Source organism: Rathayibacter sp. AY1E3 (assembly GCF_002932235.1).
Lineage (GTDB): Bacteria > Actinomycetota > Actinomycetes > Actinomycetales > Microbacteriaceae > Rathayibacter.
In genome coordinates this window covers 34,259-52,124 of the sequence record NZ_PSVN01000020.1, presented here as the reverse complement: position 1 = coordinate 52,124, position 17,866 = coordinate 34,259, and the positions used below count along the sequence as shown (strand labels likewise).

The following is a 17,866-nucleotide window of genomic DNA, read 5'->3' as shown; positions in this document are numbered from 1 at the left end:
GCCCGCCGTTCGGGCAGCGCGTCTCGCGACTGCGCTGGCCCCCCGCACGCCCCCAGCCTCACGCGAAACGTCCCGCCACCTCCGCCAGGCACTCCCGGAACACCCGCACGGCCGGCGACGCCAGCTGCGCCTCGCGCTGGGCGGTGAAGATCGTCCGGCGGGGCGTGCCGGGCAGCTCGAGGAGGCGGCAGTCCGGGGCCTCGCCCGCCCAGACCAGGTCGGGCATCAGGGCGACGGCGTGGCCGGAGGCGGCGAGGCGGATCTGCGCCTGCAGGTCGGCGGTCTCGAAGCGGACGTCCGGCTCGAACCCCGCGACCCGGCAGGTCTGCTCGGCGAAGTGGCGGCTCGCGGTACCGCGCGGCTCCATCACCCAGGCGGAGTCGCGGGCCGAGGCGAGGTCGACGACGGCGGAGTCGCGGCTCACGGCGAGGCGGATCGCGTCGGTCGTCAGGTCGCTGCGCACCAGTCCGGGCAGCCAGGAGGTCGAGTGGCCGGGGTACTGCTCGGCGACGACGAGGTCGAACTCCCGCGCCCACGACGTCTCGTGCAGCGCACCCTCGGGCTCGCGCTGCACCATCTCGACGCGCACCTCGGGGAAGCGGTCAGCGACGGCCCGGAGCGCGCCCGGCATGAGCGCGAGCGCGGCCGACTGGAACACCGCGACGCGCACCCGGCCGGTCACCGACTCCCCCGAGGCCGCGAGCGCCGCCTCCGCCCGCTCGAGCAGGGCCATCACCTCGCCGGCCGCTTCGACCAGGATCTCGGCCTGGGGCGTCAGCTGCACGCGCCGGCCCGCCTTCCGCAGCAGCTCGACGCCGGCCTCGCGCTCGAGCACGGCGAGCTGCTGCGAGACGGCGGAGGGACTGTAGGCGAGGGCCTCGGCCGCGGCGGCGAGAGTGCCGCGGATGGCCACCTCGCGGAGCAGGACCAGGCGGCGGACATCGAGCACGGCGTCTCTCCGATCGTTCAGCTGAGCTGACCGGTACCGGTAAGGAACGGTCGCTTCTGCTCAACGGTAGTCGGTCGAATACTGAAGACACCGCCTCTCAGAGCAGAAGGACCGCACCATGACGGATCTCGCCAGCCCCGCTCTCGCCACCGGCCCCGCCGCCGACGGCCCGTCCGCCGATTCGATCGATCCCCGCCTGGTCGACGAGAGCGTCGCGCTGGTGCGGCGCTGGCTGCGCGAGGCGTCCGCGATCCCGATCGACGCCTCCGGGGCGCAGCTGGCGGGCGTGCTGAAGGACCCGGCCGGCCTGGACTTCACGGTCGGCTTCGTCGACGGCGTCGTCCGCCCCGAGGACACCCGCGTCGCGGCGGCGGCGCTGAAGGCGATCGCGGGCGGCGTGCCGTCCTTCCTCCCTGCTCCGATGCGCGGCGCGGTCGCCCTCGGCGGCGTCATGGCGCCGCTCCTCCCGGACGTCGTGGTGCCGATCGCGCGCCGGGTGCTGCGACGGATGGTCGGCCACCTGATCATCGACGCGACCGACTCGCGCCTGGGCCCGGCCATCGCCGCGATCCGCCGCGACGGCGTCCGGCTCAACATGAACCTGCTCGGCGAGGCCGTCCTCGGCCGCGAGGAGGCCCACCGCCGCCTGGAGGGGACGCACCGGCTCCTCGCCCGCGACGACGTCGACTACGTCTCGATCAAGGTCTCCTCGAGCACCGCCCCGCACAACCCGTGGGCCTTCGACGCCGCGGTCGACGACATCGTCGAGGAGCTGGCGCCGCTGTTCGCCCGGGCCGCCGCCTCCTCGCCGCAGAAGTTCATCAACCTCGACATGGAGGAGTACAAGGACCTCGACCTCACCATCGCGGTCTTCACCCGCATCCTCGACCGGCCGGAGTTCCTCGGCCTCGAGGCCGGCATCGTGCTGCAGGCCTACCTGCCCGACGCGCTCTCGGCGATGATCCGCCTGCAGGAGTGGAGCGCCGCCCGCCGGGCCCGCGGCGGCGCCGGCATCAAGGTGCGCCTGGTCAAGGGCGCGAACCTGCCGATGGAGCAGGTCGAGGCCTCGGTCCACGGCTGGCCGCTGGCGACCTGGAGCAGCAAGCAGGACTCCGACACGAACTACAAGCGCGTCGTCGACTACGCGCTGCACCCGGAGCGGATCCGCAACGTGCGGGTCGGCGTCGCCGGGCACAACCTCTTCGACGTCGCGTACTCGTGGCTGCTCGCCGGCACCCGCGGCGTCCGCGAGGGGATCGAGTACGAGATGCTCCTCGGCATGGCCCAGGGCCAGGCGGAGGCGGTGCGCCGCACGGTCGGCTCGCTCCTGCTCTACACGCCGGTCGTCGCGCCGGCCGAGTTCGACGTGGCGATCGCCTACCTGATCCGCCGGCTGGAGGAGGGCGCGTCGAGCCAGAACTTCATGTCGGCCGTCTTCGAGCTCGAGGCCGACCCGGCGCTCTTCGCGCGGGAGGAGGAGCGGTTCCGCGCCTCCGTCGCCGCCCTCGACGGGGCCGTCCCCCCGGCGCACCGCGTGCCCGACCGGTTCGCCGCGAGCGGCCGTCCGGGACCGGGCGACTTCCGCAGCACCCCCGACACCGACCCGTCCGTCGCCGCGAACCGCGAGTGGGCGCAGGCGATCCTCGCGCGCGTCCCCTCCTCCCGGGCCGGCGCCGACGCGATCGAGGCCGCCACGATCGGCACCCTCGACGAGCTGGAGTCGGTGCTCTCCGGCGCCCGCGGCAGCGGCTGGAGCGACGTCCCGGCCGAGGAGCGCGCCCGCATCCTGCACCGCGCGGGCGACGAGCTGGAGGCGCGCCGCGCCGAGCTGCTCGAGGTCATGGCGGCCGAGGGCGGCAAGACCCTCGACCAGGGCGACCCCGAGGTCTCGGAGGCCGTGGACTTCGCCCACTACTACGCCGAGCGCGCCCTCGAGCTCGACGCGGTCGACGGCGCCCGCTTCCACCCGGCCGCGCTGACCCTGGTCGCTCCGCCGTGGAACTTCCCGGTCGCGATCCCGGCCGGCGGCGTCCTCGCGGCGCTCGCGGCCGGCTCCGCCGTGGTGCTCAAGCCCGCCGGTCCGACCGCGCGCTGCGGCGCCGTGGTGGCCGAGGCGCTGTGGGCGGCGGGCGTGCCCCGCGAGGCCCTGCGCCTGCTCCGCCTGCCGGAGGAGGAGCTGGGGCGCGACCTGATCGCCTCCCCGCAGGTCGACCGGGTGATCCTCACCGGCGCCTACGAGACGGCGGAGCTGTTCCGCTCCTTCCGGAACGACCTCCCGCTGCTCGCCGAGACGAGCGGCAAGAACGCGATCGTGGTCACCCCCTCGGCCGACCTCGACCTGGCGGTGAAGGACGTGGTGGCGAGCGCCTTCGGGCACGCGGGCCAGAAGTGCTCCGCCGCCTCGCTCGTGGTGCTGGTCGGCTCCGTCGCTCGCTCGAAGCGGTTCCGCGCGCAGCTGCTCGACGCGGTCTCCTCCCTCACGGTCGGCTACCCGACCGACCCCGCGACGCGGATGGGGCCGGTGATCGAACCCGCCGAGGGCAAGCTGCTGCGCGGCCTGACCGCGCTCGGCGCCGGTGAGACCTGGCTGCTGCAGCCGCGGAGCCTCGACGACTCCGGACGCCTGTGGAGCCCCGGCGTCCGCGACGGCGTGCGCCGCGGGTCCGAGTTCCACCGCACCGAGTACTTCGGGCCGATCCTCGGGATCATGACGGCGGCGACCCTCGACGAGGCGATCGCGATCGTCAACGAGGTCGACTACGGGCTCACCTCGGGCCTGCACGCGCTCGACCCGGAGGAGATCGGCACCTGGCTCGACGGGATCGAGGCCGGCAACCTCTACGTGAACCGCGGGATCACCGGGGCGATCGTGCAGCGCCAGCCGTTCGGCGGCTGGAAGAAGTCGGCGGTCGGCCCGGGCACCAAGGCGGGCGGGCCGGACTACCTGCTCGGCCTGGGCTCCTGGACCGCGGCGCCGTCGGAGGCGACCGCTCCGGTCGTCGGACCGGCCGCCCGCCTGCTCGCCGCGTCGCGCGCGGAGCTCCCGGCGCAGGAGCAGGCCGCGGTGGAGCGGACGGCGCGCAGCTGCGCGGTGGCGTGGGCCGCGAGCGCTCCTCGCGACGTGACGGGGCTGGAGGCGGAGCGCAACGTCTTCCGCCGCCTGCCCTACGACTCCGCCGTGCTGGTGCGACTGGCCGCCGGGGAGCCGCTGGGCTCGCTCGTGCGGGTGGCCGTCGCGGCGGCGACCGCGCAGGCACGGGTGGTCGTCTCGAGCGCCGCGGCGCTGCCTCCGCAGCTCGCCGCCGGTCTCGACGAGGCGGCAGGCGCCGTCGTGGTCGAGGACGACGCGGCGTGGGAGGCGCGGGTGCGCGCGCACGGCGCCGGACGGGTGCGCCTGCTGGGCGCGTCCGCCGCGACGGTGACGGCCGTGACGGGCGGGCGCCCCGACCTCGCGGTCTACGCGGGCGCGGCGACCGAGGCGGGCCGGCTGGAGCTGCTGCCGTTCCTCCGCGAGCAGGCCGTGTCGATCACGGCCCACCGCTTCGGCACGCCGGACCACCTCACGGACGGGCTGCTCTGACCGGCGTGATCCGACCGGCGTGATCCGACCGCCTGCCACGAGGTGCCGCTCCGGTACGCCCGCTCCGGCGTGTCGCTACCGGAGCGGCGTCTCGCGGAGAGGGCGACGGAGGGACGACGGGGCGGAGAGGGATCAGCCGCAGGCCGCACGTCAGTCCGCGTCAGCTCCGCGACGGGGCCGCAGGGGTGGAGCGCGCGTCGTTGCTGGTGCGCGGGCCCTCCGGGAGGAGCGCGGCGCGTCCCACGCCCGATCGACGGCGGCGGCCGGGATCAGCAGGATGTGCGCATGACCCGCCAGGAGAACGTCCGGCGCACCGCCGCGCCCGCCCGCGCGCCACGCACGCGCCCGACCGTCGGCTCCGCCTTCGACCCGCGGTCGAACAGCATCAACGCCCTGCGGCTCGGGCTGGCGGTCCTCGTCATCGTGTCGCACTCCTTCCCCCTCGGCGGCTACGGCGACGACCCCGGGCTCGGCGGCTCCACCCTCGGCGCCTGGGCGGTCGGCGGGTTCTTCGCCACCTCCGGCTTCCTGATCACCGCGAGCCGGCTGCGCTCGCGATCGCTGGTCGACTTCCTCTGGCGGCGCTTCCTCCGCATCTATCCCGCCTTCCTCGTCTCGCTCCTGGTCGTGGCCTTCGTCGCCGCACCGCTCGCGTCGCTCCTCCTCGGAGCCGGCGAGTACAGCGCGGCCGGGGCGGTGCGCTTCGTGGTCGCCAATGCGGCACTCTACATCCGGGAGTACGGCATCGCGGGGATGCTCGGCTCCGTGCCCTACCCGGGCGCGTGGAACGGCTCGCTCTGGAGCCTGTTCTACGAGTTCGTCAGCTACGTCGTGATCGGCCTGCTCGTCTCCCTGGCGCCCGCGCGCTGGGTGCGCCCCCTCGTGGTCGCGGGATTTGCGGGCCTCACCCTCGTCGCGGCGGTGCTCGCGACGGACCTCGTCCCGTTCCCGGCGCCCCTCAACCAGACGGTGACGCTCGTCGGGTACTTCCTCGCCGGCGCGCTCGTGCACCTGTACCGCGACCGCCTCCCCCTGACGGGCGCGCTCACCGCTGCCGCGGCCGTGCTGCTCGTCCTCGTGATCGCGGCCGGCCTCTACCGCGTGCTCGCCGGCCTCCCCCTCGCCTATCTGATGGTCGCGCTCGGCGCCAGGCTCCCCCTGCGTCGAGTGGGCGCGACCCACGACGTCTCCTACGGGATGTACATCTACGCGTTCCCCGTGCAGCAGCTGCTCTCGCTGGCGATCGTCGGAGCCGGAGCCGACGTGCCGCTCTGGGCGTACATCGCGCTCTCGGTCGCAGCGACGGTCCCCCTCGCGTGGGCGAGCTGGCTGCTGGTCGAGCGCCCCGCGATGCGGCTGAAGCGCCTCACCGCCCGGGCTCCCGTCGACGTCGAGGGCCACGTCCTGCGCTGAGGCCCGGAGCCGCGAGCCCGGAGCCGAGAGCCCGCGGCCGAGAGCCGAGCCGAGAGCACGGAGCCGCGAGCCCGGAGCCGAGAGCCCGCGGCCGTCCACGCCCGGTCGCGCCCCGGAGCCGCCCGCCCGCAGCCCCCACCGGCGCCCGCGAGCCCCGCGCAGCCGCCGGACTCCGACTCTCCGCGTCAGCCGTCCCAGCCGCCGGGGAGGTCGCGGACCACCCGCCAGCGAGGGTCGAGCTGCGTCGCCGCCCCTCCGTTCCACGCGCGGCTGTGGAACCACGGCGCGATCACGTCGGCTCCGCCGTGCACGTGGTCGCCGAGATGCGCGCCCCAGTACGAGAAGGTCGAGTTCGTCAGCACCAGGCGGCGGGACGCGGCCAGCAGGGCGAGCTGCTGCGGCACCGGCGTCCCCGCCCCCGGGAAGCGCACCTCGAGGCCCTCGAGGACGCGGGCCAGCTTCACCCGGCACCAGTCGAGGTCGTCCGACACGATCAGGACGCTGCGCACGGGCTCCCGCTCGCGGGCCAGGGCGAGCGCCGCGTCGACGTACTCGACCACGTCGAAGGAGTAGCGGCCGCGGAAGGCCGGGACGCTGTAGTAGTCGCCGCGCCGGATGTTCACGGTGAGGTCCGCCTCCGGTCGCGCCGCCGCCACCAGAGCGGTGAAGGGACCGCCGGGCGGGAGCAGCATCGTCGCGACGAAGTCCGCCAGCTCGTCCGTCGTGAACTCCACGCCGAGCTCCTGGTGGACGCTCCCGAGCTCGCGGGGGCTGAAGAACGACATCCCCGCCGGGGGCACCACGAGCTCCTCGACGACCCGCGGGAAGACCTCCGCCCACTCCGCGGTCCTCCGCGTCGAGCGCACCGCGGTCGGCACCCCGCGGCTCCGACGGGCGTGGGCCTGCAGCCAGAAGTAGGCGAGGTTCCCGACCCCGAACGACTCGCCGGGCAGCAGCACCGTCGTGCCCCGTCGGCGGAGGGGCGCCAGCAGCGTCGAGCGGACGTCGCCGAGCGTCACCACCGCGGGCCTCCCCCGCTCACGAGAGCTCTCCGAGCGCCACGAGCTGGGCGAAGCCGGGGTGCGCGGCCCGCACCTCCTCGAAGGTGCCGGCCCCCTCGATCCGGCCGCCGTCGAGGAAGAGCAGCCGGTCGGCGCCGCGCACGGTCGAGAGCCGGTGGGCGACCACGAGGACGGTCATGCTGCCGTGCAGCTCGGCGACGGCCCGCGAGATCTCGTGCTCCGTGCGGTTGTCGAGCGCCGACGTCGCCTCGTCGAGGACGAGGACGGAGGGGCGCCGGTACAGCGCCCGGGCGAGGCCGAGCCGCTGGCGCTGGCCGCCGGAGAGGCGGACGCCGCGCTCGCCCACGCGGGTGTCCAGACCCTGCGGCAGCCCGCCGACGAACTCCTCGAGCTGCGCCGTCCGCAGCACCTCGCGCACGCGCTCGTGGTCGACCTCGGCCGCCGGCACCCCGAAGGCGACGTTCGCGGCGACCGTCGCGTCCAGGAGGAACACGTCCTGCGGCACCACGCCGAGCCCCGCGTACCAGGCCGCCGGGTCCTCGTCGATCGGCCGCCCGCCGCAGAGGATCCGGCCGCTCGTGGGCGGGAGCAGGCCGAGGACCAGGTCGAGGAGGGTGCTCTTGCCGGCGCCGCTGGATCCGACGAAGGCGGTCGTGGCGTTCCGCTGGATCACCAGCGAGACGTCCCGCACCACGTCCACGTCGGAGTCGGCGTAGCGGTACGTGACGTGCTCGAGCGCGATGTCGCCGGAGTAGCGGCCGCCCGGCCCGGGCGTCTCGTCGTGCGCCCCCTCGGAGGCGAGCTCCTCGGCCGCCTCGGAGACGATCCGCAGCCCCGCCTGCCCGCTGCGCACGATCGCGAACGTGGCCGAGACGCGGTTGAGCGTCGGCAGGGCGCGGAGGGAGGCGGCCGCGAAGACGCCCAGGACGGAGAGCGCCTCGGCGCCGGAGCCGGTGGCGACGAGGATCCCCGAGACGCCCACGACGGCGACGACGAAGCCGATCTCGAGCAGGTACTTCGGCAGCTCCGAGACGAGCGAGAGGGAGCGCAGAGCCTGGGCGCTGCGGCGCTTGGCCCCGCTGAAGCCGGCGACCAGGCTCGCCGCGCTCGAGGTCAGGCGCGCCTCGCGGAACCCGTCGAGCGAGGAGAGCAGGAACTGCCACGACTCCAGCGCCGCCTCCGCCATCTCCTCGCCGATCCGGCCCTGCCGCCGCCGCAGGAGGGCCTGGACGCCGCCGAGCAGCACCGCGAAGAAGACGGCCGCGAACAGGGTCGCGACCGGCGAGGCGACCAGCAGGATCGCCACGATCGCGACGAGCACCAGCAGGTCGGAGGCGATGCCGATCACGCCGAGGAGCACGCCGGCCGCCTGCGCGCTGGCGTCGTTGATGGTTCGGTACACCTCGGCGAGGCGCCGGGAGCGGTGGACGGCGTAGGGCGCGAGGACGTACCGCCGGAGCAGCTCCGTCGCAGCGTCGGCCGAGATCCGCGTGGTGCGGCCGAGCAGCCACCACCGGAAGACGATCGTCCCGGCGCTCTTGAGCACGAAGACGACCGCGACGAAGCCGGCGATGATCGGGAGGAGGGTCTGGACGTCGGTCGAGCCGAGGACGCCGGAGAGGACGCCGAGCGCGCCCGTGGTGGTGTCGGTCCCGGTGAGCAGCGCCATGAGCGGCACCATCGCGGCGACGCCCAGGGTGTCGAGGACCGCGAGCGCGAGGGAGCCCGCGACGGCGGCGGTGATCCAGCCCGGAGAGGCGGCGCCGGCCAGCGAGAGGAGGGTGCGCAGTCCCGGTCGCAGGGACCCGCCGCTCACGCCGCCACCCCCTCGTACACGGCGGCGATCCCGCCGCACATGGCGGCGACGTCCCGCACGGCGCGAGGAGCCGCGGCCCTCGACGCCTGCCGCTCCAGCGCCGCGGCCACCGCCTCCGGGTCGTCGGCGTCGACCAGCGAGTCCCGGTCGACGATCTCGGGGTTCCCGCCCACCGCGGAGGCGACCACGCCGATCCCGCGGGCGGCCGCGTCGAGCAGCGTGTAGGAGCAGTTCTCCCAGACCGAGAGCTGGGCGACGACGTCCGCCGCGGCGAGCGCCGCCTCCGGATCGGCGAAGCCGGGGAAGGACACCGCGTCGCCGAGGCCGAGCCGCTCGGCCCGGGCGCGCAGGGCGCCGTCGAGCGGTCCCTCGCCCGCGACGGTCAGCGTGGCGCCGGGGACGCGCCGGCGCAGCACCGCGAAGGCCTCGAGCAGCGCGTCCAGGCGCTTCTCCGGCGCCAGGCGCGCGAGCGAGAGGACCCGGAGGGAGCCCGGCTCCCCCTGCTCGCGGTCGCGGGGCGCGGCGTCGACGCCGTTCAGCACGACCTGCACCGGCAGGCTCGGCCGCCACTTCTCGATCATGGTGCGGCGGGTGGCCTCCGAGACGGCGATCGCGCCGTCGAAGGACCGCAGCCGCGCGTGGTGCGCCGCCGCGGTCGTCCGCGCCCGCAGGGCGGTGGGGTGGTAGACGTCGGGCCCGGCGATGCCGTGCTCCGTCGTGACGCGGCGGACCCCGCTGGGCAGCGGGGTCGCCGCGGTCACGAGGTCGGCGTGGGCGAGGTGGGAGTGGACGATCGCCGGGCGGAGAGCCGCCGCGGTCGCGCGCAGGGTCGCCACGGAGGCGGCGGCACCGGCGGACACTCCGAAGCGCCCGGTCGTCACGGCCGAGCCCTGCTCCCGCAGCCGCTCGGCGAGCGCTCCCTCCGGGCAGAGCACGACGAGGCGGTGGCCGGGGATCCCGTGCCGGGCGGCGTCGAGGACGTGGCGGGCCACCCCGCCGAACTCGCCGACCGGCACCGCCCAGAGCGCGAGCGGGGTCACAGCCACTCCTCCAGCCGCTCGAGCGCGGTCCAGAAGCCCTCGCCGCTGTTCACGTGCCCCTGCCAGATCTCGGGGATGAACGGCACCCCGGGCGCCAGCTCGTCGAGCGACGCCGCGAAGTCCGGCCAGTCGATCTCGCCCTCGCCGATCTGCACCCCCTCGCCGTCGACACCCGTCGCGTCGACGAGGTGCAGGTGCGCGCTGAGCGGAGCGAGCAGCGCCACCGCCTCCGAGAAGGCGAGCCCGAGGTGGTTCGCCGCGAGCTTGGTGTGCGAGGCGTCGAGGCAGAGCGGCGTGCCGGTCGCGGCCGCGAACTCGGCGGTGTCGCGCGGGTCCACGAAGAGGTTGTGGAACTGCTGCCCGCCCATGAGCCACGGGTAGGGCGGGAGGGTCTGCGCCAGCACGCGGACGCCGCTCGCGTCGATCCGCTCGAGGGCGTCGGCGACGCGCTCGTAGAGGGGAGCGCGCTGATCCGGAGCCACGTGCGCGTGCCGGGTGAAGCCGCCCATCGTGACGACCATCATCGGGTCCTCCTCCTGGCGGAACCAGCGCGCGAGGCTCCGGGTGGTCTCGACGGTGCGCTGCACCTCCGCGATCGAGCGCTCCCACACGTCGTCGTCGAAGGAGGCGAGGTCGACGAGGAAGTCGCCCGCGAACAGGTCCGGCAGGTGGGTGGTGAAGCCGGAGTCGAGGCGGCGGGTGAACACGTCGTCCGGCTCGATCTCCAGGTCGCGGTACGAGAAGTGGAACTCGAGGAAGTCGGCGTTCGACTCCGCGGCGAGCGCCGCGTGGTCGTGGTACCGCACCGGCAGGCCCCAGGGGCGGCGGAACCGGAACGGCCGGCCGGACGGCGTGCTCTCGCGCAGGTCGCCGGCGAAGAAGAACCCGCCCTCCTCGACGTCGCGGTGGAGCGCGCGGCCGAGCAGCTGCGGCAGCTCGTTGGGCTGGAGGCCCCGGCCGGGGCTGCGGACGACGACGTCGGCGGCGCGCACCACGTCCCCGATCGAGAGGTCGCGGGAGGCGACCAGCGACTTCGCGAGCGAGACGCGGTTCATCGACTCCCCCGTCGAGACCGATCGGGCGTCGCGCGTGCCGAGCGAGTCCTCGATGTCGCGGATCTCGCCGACCATGCGGCGGAACTCGTCCGGGAGCAGGGACACCGTGTGGTCGTTGCCCTCCATCCCCCGGTCGACCGTGAAGTGCTTCTCGACGATGCGGGCCCCGCGGGCGACGGCGGCGACGGGGACGTGCCAGCCCCGCTCGTGGCCGGAGTAGCCGACGACGCCGCCGCCGATCTCGGCGAGCCGGTCGAGGTAGGCGAGGTTGAGGTCGCGGTAGGGCGCCGGGTACGTCGACTGGGTGTGCAGCAGGGCGAAGGAGGTGCCGAGCGAGCGCAGCAGCGCGACCGACTCGAGGATCTCGGACTCGCGGGACATCCCGGTGCTGAGCAGCAGGGGCAGTCCCCGGGTGCCGGCGTCCTCGATCAGGCCGTGGTTGGTGAGGTCCGCCGAGGCGATCTTGAGGCCCGGGATCCCGTAGTCGACGAGCGCCTGCACGCTCGGGGCGTCCCACGGGGTGCAGAGGACGTCGATCCCGGCCTCGGCCGCGTGGTCGAAGACCCGGAGGAGCGGCTCGGCGGGCAACGAGAAGCGGCGCAGGAGGTCGATCGTGTACTGGGCGCCGAGGTCCTCCCCCGCGGTGGCCCCGCCGGCGCGCCGGTAGAGAGAGTCGAGGTCGCGCAGCTGGAACTTCACCGCGTCGGCTCCCGCCTCGACCGCGAGGTCGACCAGCCGCCGCGCCAGATCGACCGAGCCGTTGTGGTTGTTGCCGATCTCCGCGATCAGGAAGGCCGGGTGGCCGTCGCCCACCTCGTGGCGGCCGATCCGCAGCGCCCGATCGCCCTCGACCGCGATCGCGACGAGGTGCCCGCGGTCGTCGACGAGCGGGAGGTGGCTGATCCCGTCGCGGCCGAGCCGGGCGGCGATCGCGGTGGCCGGCTCGTCCGCTCCCGCCGTGCGGACGGCGGTGTTCGCGACGGCGAGGGCCGGGACGTCGAGGGAGGCCGTCGGGTTCGCGATGATCCAGCGGCGGAAGTCGCCGTCGGACACCGACCCGCGGAGGATCCCGTGCCCGTCGACGCAGAAGACGATCCGCTGCTTGTTCGCGTTGATCTTGGCCAGCGCGGCGAGCACCGGGTCCTCGGCGAAGACGATGAACGGGGCGAGGTGGCGGTCGATGATCATGCGCCGCCTCCCGCCGCGAGGCCGAGGAGGGTCTGCTCGACCACCGCGAGGTCCGCCTCGGTGTCGATGTCCCCGCCCTCCGCCTCGTCCATGACGAACAGGCCGACCCGGCCGCCGATCCGGTTGCGCTCGCGCTCGTAGACCTCGGTGCGGGTGAGGTAGAGGGACCCGGTCTCCCGGTAGAAGAAGTCGGCCTCGGCGAGGTCCTGGCGCCGCGGCCGGGCCGTGACGTCGTACTGCGGCACGGAGGTGCCCTCCTGCAGGCGCCAGAGGAACGGCGTCTGCGGGACGACGCCCACCAGCGAGTCGACCTCCGTCGAGGCGAACTGCTCGAGCGCGCGGGCGAGGGTGCCCGGGAGCCGGATCGGCGAGGTCGCCTGGAGCAGCATCACCGCGTCCGGGCGGCGCCCCAGCGCGGCCCGGTGCTCGATCGCGTGGAGCACGACGGGCTCGGTCGCCGTCTCGTCGCGCGCCAGCTCGGCGGGCCGGAGGAACGGCACGTCCGCTCCCGCCCCCTCCGCGATCGCGGCCAGCTCTGGGTCGTCGGTCGACACGAGCACGTCGAGACCGGCGGCGAGCGCCTGCTCGATGCTCCAGACCACCAGCGGGCGGCCCGCGACGGGGCGGGCGTTCTTGCGCGGGACGCCCTTCGAGCCCCCGCGCACGGGGATGACGCAGAGAACGGTCACGGGGTGCCTCCTTCGGCGATGGCGAGTGCCCGGCGGGCGACGGCGACGGCCGGCTCGACGGACGGGACGGGCGGAGCCGCGGTCGGCGTCTGCCCGCCCCAGCGCGCGAGCCGGTACCGGCTCCAGAACTCGAGCACCCAGGCGGGCGGGTCCTCGCAGACGACCCACGCGGGGATCCCGGCGGCCGCGGCCTCGAGGACCCCGGTCGAGAAGATCGAGGCGACCGGCCGGGCCTGCGCGGCGAGGTCGCCGCCGCGGAGCACCCGGATGCCGCGGCGCTCCCACCGCGCGTGCTGCCAGCGCGAGCGGCGGTCGACCTCGGCGGGGTGGGGGCGGTAGTCGGCGCCCGCCTCGCGGCAGAAGCGGGAGGCGGTGGCCGCGGCCGTCCGCCGGGGCAGCTCCGCGCCGTGCAGCTGGCCGAGGAACAGGGGCCGCTCCTCGAGCCGCTCGGGGCGCGGGCGGCGCGACGCGGTCCAGAGCAGCTGGCTGCCGACGACCTCGGTCTCCACGTCGCTGCGGCCGGAGGTCCAGAAGGTCGCGTCCTCCTCTGAGAACGCCAGCAGCGTCGCTCCGGGCGGGAGCGGCGGGGCGGAGGGGGTGAGCAGGCCGTGCTGCACGACCAGGAAGCGGGCGCCGAGGATTCCGGACCAGCGGTGGGCGGCCGCTCCCGCCGCGAGGAAGTGGCCGGTGGCGATCACGGCGCGGAGGCTCCGCAGCTCGGCGGGCGGGTCCGCCTCCGGGTCGACCGGGTGCGCCCTCCAGCGGCCCGGCAGCAGCCCGGACAGCGCGTCGCCGGCTCCGGAGGGAGCGAGGACCGCCGCGGGAGCCCCGCCGAGAGGAGCGAGCGAGGCCGCGGTCGAGGCGAGGGCGCTCGCCGTCGACGCCTCCACCGCGAGCAGGAGGGCGGGCCGGTCCCCGCGCACGTGCAGCACCAGGCGGGTCGGCTCGGAGCGCCGCAGCGCCGCCCGGGCGGTGCGCAGCGGGTCGCGGCCGCGCTGCCAGCGGCGCCAGGCCTCCAGGTCGGTCGGGTGCGTCAGCGCCACAGGGCCCTCACCTCCCGCATCCGGTGCACGAAGGTGTGCTCGGCGCCGGTGCGGCGCGCGCCCGCCTCGCGGATGCGCCGCGCCCAGGAGGGGTCCGCGCCCGCCCGCCGCACGTGCTCGACGAGCTGGTCCCGCTCCTCGAAGACGAGCACCTCTTTGCCCACCTCGTAGAACTCCGCCACCTCGGGGCGGTCGATCAGGGTCAGCGCCCCGACGCCCGGCGCCTCGAAGGCGCGCATCGAGAGCCCGCCGTGGCCCGCGCCGTGCAGCGCCAGGGTCGCGGTCGAGCCGGCCATCACTCCGTAGTAGCCCGCCCGCGGGACGTCGCGGCGGGCGGGGACGCCGGCCGAGCGCCAGCGGCCGGTGCGCGCCACGTCCCAGGGGTGCCGCGACCACTGCCGCCCGTACGCCTCGACCGCGACCCCGCCGGCCGCGAGCTCCCGCAGCACGCGCTCGCGCTCGGGGTAGCGGGCGCCGACGAAGGTCACCGCGGCGGAGGGGCGGGGGCGGAAGGAGAGGAGGGAGTCGAAGGCGTCGGGTAGGTGCCCGGCCGGAACCCCCGCGCGGGCGAGCTCGGCGACGTCGGCGGCGGAGTAGCTGACGATCGACACCGCCTCCCCGGCGAGGGAGCGCAGGCGGTCGACGGGGTGCCCCATGTTGCGGAGCTCGTCGTAGAGCCAGAGCACCACGGGGACGCCGGCGCGGCCGATCTCCTCCCACCAGGCGTCGCCGAGGGAGTCGCCCTTCACCACGAGGACGGCCCGGGGCCGGACGGCCCGCAGCGCCGCGATCGCGCGGTCGGTCTCGGCGCGCATGGACGAGCGCCGGAGCCGGCCCCCGGGGAGCCGGTGGCCGAGGGCGTCGCGCACGTGGGCGAGCCCGGTCGCGGCGTCGTAGCGGTGGACGACCACGTCGTCGCCCAGGTGGGCCAGCGCCGATTCGAGCGCCTCCCAGTAGCCGTGGAAGACCGGGCTCACCACGAGCACGGGCCCGCTCACCGGGACGCCGCCTCGGCGGCGGCGACGAGCCGGAGCTCGCGCCGGAGGACGGTCAGCGGGCGCACGTCGCTGCCGGCGGCGGCACGCACCGCGTTGGCGGCGAGGTTCACGGCGGAGGCGGCGCGCAGGGCCGCGGCGAGGGCGGCGGGGCGCCCGCCCCACTTGCGGGCGTAGCGCAGGCGCGAGGCGACCAGCCAGATCAGCCGGCGCGCGGGGTCGGAGGAGCCGCCTCCCGTGTGCTCGGCGACGACGGAGCCGGCGAAGACCGAGGGCACGCCGCGCTCGCGCAGCCGGCGCTGGAGGTCGACCTCCTCGCAGTTCATGTGGAAGGACTCGTCGAACCCGCCGACCGCGCGGAACTCGGCCACCGGCAGCAGCATCACGGCGCCCACCACCCAGTCCACCGGCACTGTCGCGCCCGGGGCGCACCGGGTGTCGTGGCCGACGGCGGCGTGCAGCCGCGGGCGCCAGCGCGCGAGCGGAGTGAGCCACTCCACGACGTAGTGGCGCAGCCGCGGGAAGCGCCGGCCGACCCACTGCCGCTCCCCGCCCGCGTCGACGAGGTCCGGAGCGACGACCGCGGGCAGCCACGGCCGTCCCGCCTCGAGCAGGTCGCGGAGGAAGGAGGGTCCGACGACGAGGTCGCTGTTGAGCACCAGGAGCAGCGGGTGGCGCGCCCGGGCGGCGCCCGTGTTCACCGCGGCGCCGAAGCCGCCGTTCCGCTCGCGCCGCACGACCTCCACTCCGTCGATCCCGGCCGGGAACGGGACCGGGGAGGCGTCGTCGACGACGACGATCTCGAGGGCGGGGGGCGACTCCTGGCTGCGGAGCCGCTCGACGAGGGCGAGCGCGGGCGCGGGGTCGCCGTAGTGCGGGATCACGACGCTCACCCCCTCGGCGGTCACCTCGCGACCGTCTCGGCGGCGCGGTCCCGGCGGAGCGAGCGGCGGGTGCTCCGGACGGTGGCGGCCGGGGGCTCCGCGCCGACGGGCAGAGCGCCGAGAGCGGGGAGGATCACCCGGAGCAGGGCGTCGATGTCCTCGACGGCCGCCGCGGCGACGTCCGGTCCGCGCCCGAACGGGTCGGCGAAGTCGTCCTCGGCTCCGTAGGGGGCGGTGTCGTCGGCGAGCAGCCGCAGGAGCGGGACGCCGGGGGCGGCTCCCGCCAGCCGCGCCGCCCGGCGGACCGTGGTGGTGCGGCGCGCGGCGGCCGGGAAGTGGCGGGTGACCCACTCCCGCTGGCCCGCCTCGAACACCAGCACGGGATCGGTGCCGGCGAGCATCCGGCCGTCGGCCTGGCGCGCGCGGTGCCCGGCAGTGGAGAGTCCGCGGGCCCGCAGCGCATCGCTGAGCTCGGGGTCGAGCCCGCGGCCGGCCTCCGCGTGCGTTCCCGCGCTCTCGACCCGCCAGTCGGAGCCGGCGCCGAGCAGGCGCGCCGCGATCAGCTCGGCCGAGGGCGACCGGGCCACGTTCGCATGGCAGAGCAGGAGCAGGCGCCCGCTCATCGAGCCGCCCGGCGGGACGTCTGCGGAGGCAGGGCCCGCGACTCCACCGGGGCGAGCTCGGACCGGCGCGGTGCCGCCGCCGCGCGCTTGCGCCCCGTCGCCGGCTGCGGCTCGGCGTAGTACGCGTTCTTGCGGTCGTAGTAGTAGTACCCGGTGTCGCCGTCGCGGGCGGTGACCATGTTGAGCACGGTGCCGAGCACGCGGGCGCGGACCTGCTGGACGATCCGCCGGGCGGCGACCACCTCGGGCCGGCGCGTCTGGTTCGAGGCGACGACGAAGACGACGCCGTCGACGACGGTCGCGACGATGGACGCGTCCGTGACGGGCAGCACGGGCGGGGCGTCGATGATGACGAAGTAGTCCTTCGAGAGGCGCGCGACCAGGGCGCGCATCGCCTCGGACCCGAGCATCTCGGACGGGTTCGGCGGGATGTGCCCGGCCGGGAGGGCGTAGAGGCCCGCGGTGCCGGTGGGGCGGATCGCGTCGTCCACGGGGATCTGGTGGCTGAGGACCTCGCTGAGGCCGATGGCGCCGTCGATGTCCAGCATCCGCGCCACGGAGGGCCGGCGGAGGTCCGCGTCGACCAGGAGGGTGCGCTGCCCGGACTCCGCGGTGACGCGGGCCACTCCGGCGGCGATCGTGGACTTGCCCTCGGCCTGGTTGGCGCTGGTGATCACGACGCTGCGCGTCTCCTCGTCGACGCTGGAGAAGCGCAGGCCCGTCCGGAGCGAGCGGAACGCCTCCGCGGTGAGCGCGTCGGTGCCGCGGCGGCCGCCGGTCCGGCCCGGGCGCCCGGCCTTGGGGATGCGGCCGAGGACGCCGACGCCGAAGAGCTCGGTGAGGTCGTCGACGGTCCGCACGCGGATGTCGAGGGCCCGCCGGAGGAAGGCGAGACCGAAGCCGAGCACGAGCCCGCCCAGGGCGCCGAGCAGGATGTTCCGCACCCAGTCGGGGCTCGTCGGAGCGGCGGGCGGCTCCGCGTTCTCGAGCGGGACGACGGTGATCTGCGGTGTGCGGTCCGCGGTGGACTGCGTCTCGATGTCGGTGATGACGGCCGCCAGCGCCGCGAGCGCCCCGTTGGCCAGGGCTGCGGCGTTCTGCGCGGTCCCGGCCTCGGCGGTGACCTCGATCAGGGTGCTGCCCGGAGCGACCCTCGCGGTGAGGCGGCCGCTCAGGGCCTCTCCGCCGGGGTTCGCCTCCGGGTCGGCCTCGATCCGCTCGGAGACGGCGCTGCTCGAGATCAGCGGCAGGTAGGCGTTGGCCCGGGTCACTGCGGTCTGCGACCCGCTGATCGCATCGGCCGAGCTGCCGTCGCTCGCGGCGATCACGAATCCTGCCGAGCTCGACTCGTAGACCTTCGGAGTGAGGAACGAGAAGGCGGCCATCGCCAGGGCTCCGACGAGCACGGCGACCGCGAGGGTCCGCCAGTTCCGCCGGATGAATGCGATGAGATCGACGACAGTCACTGCGCACCTTTCTGCGTGCCGCGCATGCGCCGCACGACGATGCTGAGGTGTCGGTCACGCTAGCAATGGGGAGCGCCTTTCCCTAGGCGGTCCCCGACCCCTC

13 protein-coding genes are annotated in these 17,866 nt (G+C 75.5%); 2 read left to right on the top strand and 11 right to left on the bottom strand.

The features are described from left to right. Window positions 1-58 precede the first annotated feature (58 nt). On the bottom strand, window positions 59-949 hold the full coding sequence (locus C5C53_RS14435; protein WP_104267855.1) for a LysR family transcriptional regulator: 891 nt from the start codon (window positions 947-949) through the stop codon (window positions 59-61). Between the two features lie 118 nt (window positions 950-1,067). On the opposite strand from C5C53_RS14435, the gene C5C53_RS14430 reads away from it, so the two are divergent. Together C5C53_RS14430 and C5C53_RS14425 are read left to right on the top strand one after the other, a co-directional pair. Further along, the gene (locus C5C53_RS14430; RefSeq protein WP_104267854.1) at window positions 1,068-4,529 is read left to right on the top strand and encodes a bifunctional proline dehydrogenase/L-glutamate gamma-semialdehyde dehydrogenase; all 3,462 of its coding nucleotides are present in this window, start codon (window positions 1,068-1,070) and stop codon (window positions 4,527-4,529) included. A 285-nt stretch (window positions 4,530-4,814) separates the two neighbouring features. After that, complete coding sequence (locus C5C53_RS14425; protein WP_104267853.1) at window positions 4,815-5,942, top strand: acyltransferase; 1,128 nt, start codon at window positions 4,815-4,817, stop codon at window positions 5,940-5,942. 185 nt (window positions 5,943-6,127) lie between these two features. On the opposite strand, the gene C5C53_RS14420 is transcribed toward C5C53_RS14425, so the two are convergent. Genes C5C53_RS14420 through C5C53_RS14375 form a run of 10 tightly spaced genes read right to left on the bottom strand, consistent with a single transcriptional unit; the run spans window position 6,128 to window position 17,763 of the window. Then, window positions 6,128-6,964, bottom strand: a complete 837-nt coding sequence (locus C5C53_RS14420) for an alpha-1,2-fucosyltransferase (RefSeq protein WP_104267852.1) — start codon at window positions 6,962-6,964, stop codon at window positions 6,128-6,130. Window positions 6,965-6,980: 16 nt separating this feature from the next. Continuing rightward, a complete protein-coding gene (locus C5C53_RS14415; RefSeq protein ID WP_104267851.1) occupies window positions 6,981-8,780 on the bottom strand; it encodes an ABC transporter ATP-binding protein in 1,800 nt (599 codons plus the stop codon). Continuing rightward, window positions 8,777-9,820, bottom strand: a complete 1,044-nt coding sequence (locus C5C53_RS14410) for a glycosyltransferase family 4 protein (protein WP_104267850.1) — start codon at window positions 9,818-9,820, stop codon at window positions 8,777-8,779. The genes C5C53_RS14415 and C5C53_RS14410 overlap by 4 nt, the downstream gene beginning before the upstream one ends. After that, on the bottom strand, window positions 9,817-12,063 hold the full coding sequence (locus C5C53_RS14405) for an N-acetylneuraminate synthase family protein (protein ID WP_104267849.1): 2,247 nt from the start codon (window positions 12,061-12,063) through the stop codon (window positions 9,817-9,819). The genes C5C53_RS14410 and C5C53_RS14405 overlap by 4 nt, the downstream gene beginning before the upstream one ends. Beyond that, window positions 12,060-12,752: a cytidylyltransferase domain-containing protein gene (locus C5C53_RS14400; RefSeq protein WP_104267848.1), complete on the bottom strand. Its 693-nt coding sequence runs from the start codon at window positions 12,750-12,752 to the stop codon at window positions 12,060-12,062. Before C5C53_RS14400 ends, C5C53_RS14405 begins: the two co-directional genes overlap by 4 nt. Continuing rightward, the gene (locus C5C53_RS14395; RefSeq protein ID WP_104267847.1) at window positions 12,749-13,795 is read right to left on the bottom strand and encodes a hypothetical protein; all 1,047 of its coding nucleotides are present in this window, start codon (window positions 13,793-13,795) and stop codon (window positions 12,749-12,751) included. The genes C5C53_RS14400 and C5C53_RS14395 overlap by 4 nt, the downstream gene beginning before the upstream one ends. After that, on the bottom strand, window positions 13,786-14,793 hold the full coding sequence (locus C5C53_RS14390; RefSeq protein ID WP_104267846.1) for a glycosyltransferase: 1,008 nt from the start codon (window positions 14,791-14,793) through the stop codon (window positions 13,786-13,788). The genes C5C53_RS14395 and C5C53_RS14390 overlap by 10 nt, the downstream gene beginning before the upstream one ends. Then, entirely contained in the window at window positions 14,790-15,698 is a 909-nt protein-coding gene (locus tag C5C53_RS14385) for a glycosyltransferase family 2 protein (RefSeq protein WP_104267845.1), read from the bottom strand. The genes C5C53_RS14390 and C5C53_RS14385 overlap by 4 nt, the downstream gene beginning before the upstream one ends. Then, window positions 15,695-16,297, bottom strand: a complete 603-nt coding sequence (locus C5C53_RS14380; RefSeq protein WP_104227202.1) for a hypothetical protein — start codon at window positions 16,295-16,297, stop codon at window positions 15,695-15,697. Before C5C53_RS14380 ends, C5C53_RS14385 begins: the two co-directional genes overlap by 4 nt. Then, window positions 16,294-17,763, bottom strand: a complete 1,470-nt coding sequence (locus tag C5C53_RS14375) for a polysaccharide biosynthesis tyrosine autokinase (protein ID WP_104267844.1) — start codon at window positions 17,761-17,763, stop codon at window positions 16,294-16,296. Before C5C53_RS14375 ends, C5C53_RS14380 begins: the two co-directional genes overlap by 4 nt. Window positions 17,764-17,866: the final 103 nt, after the last annotated feature.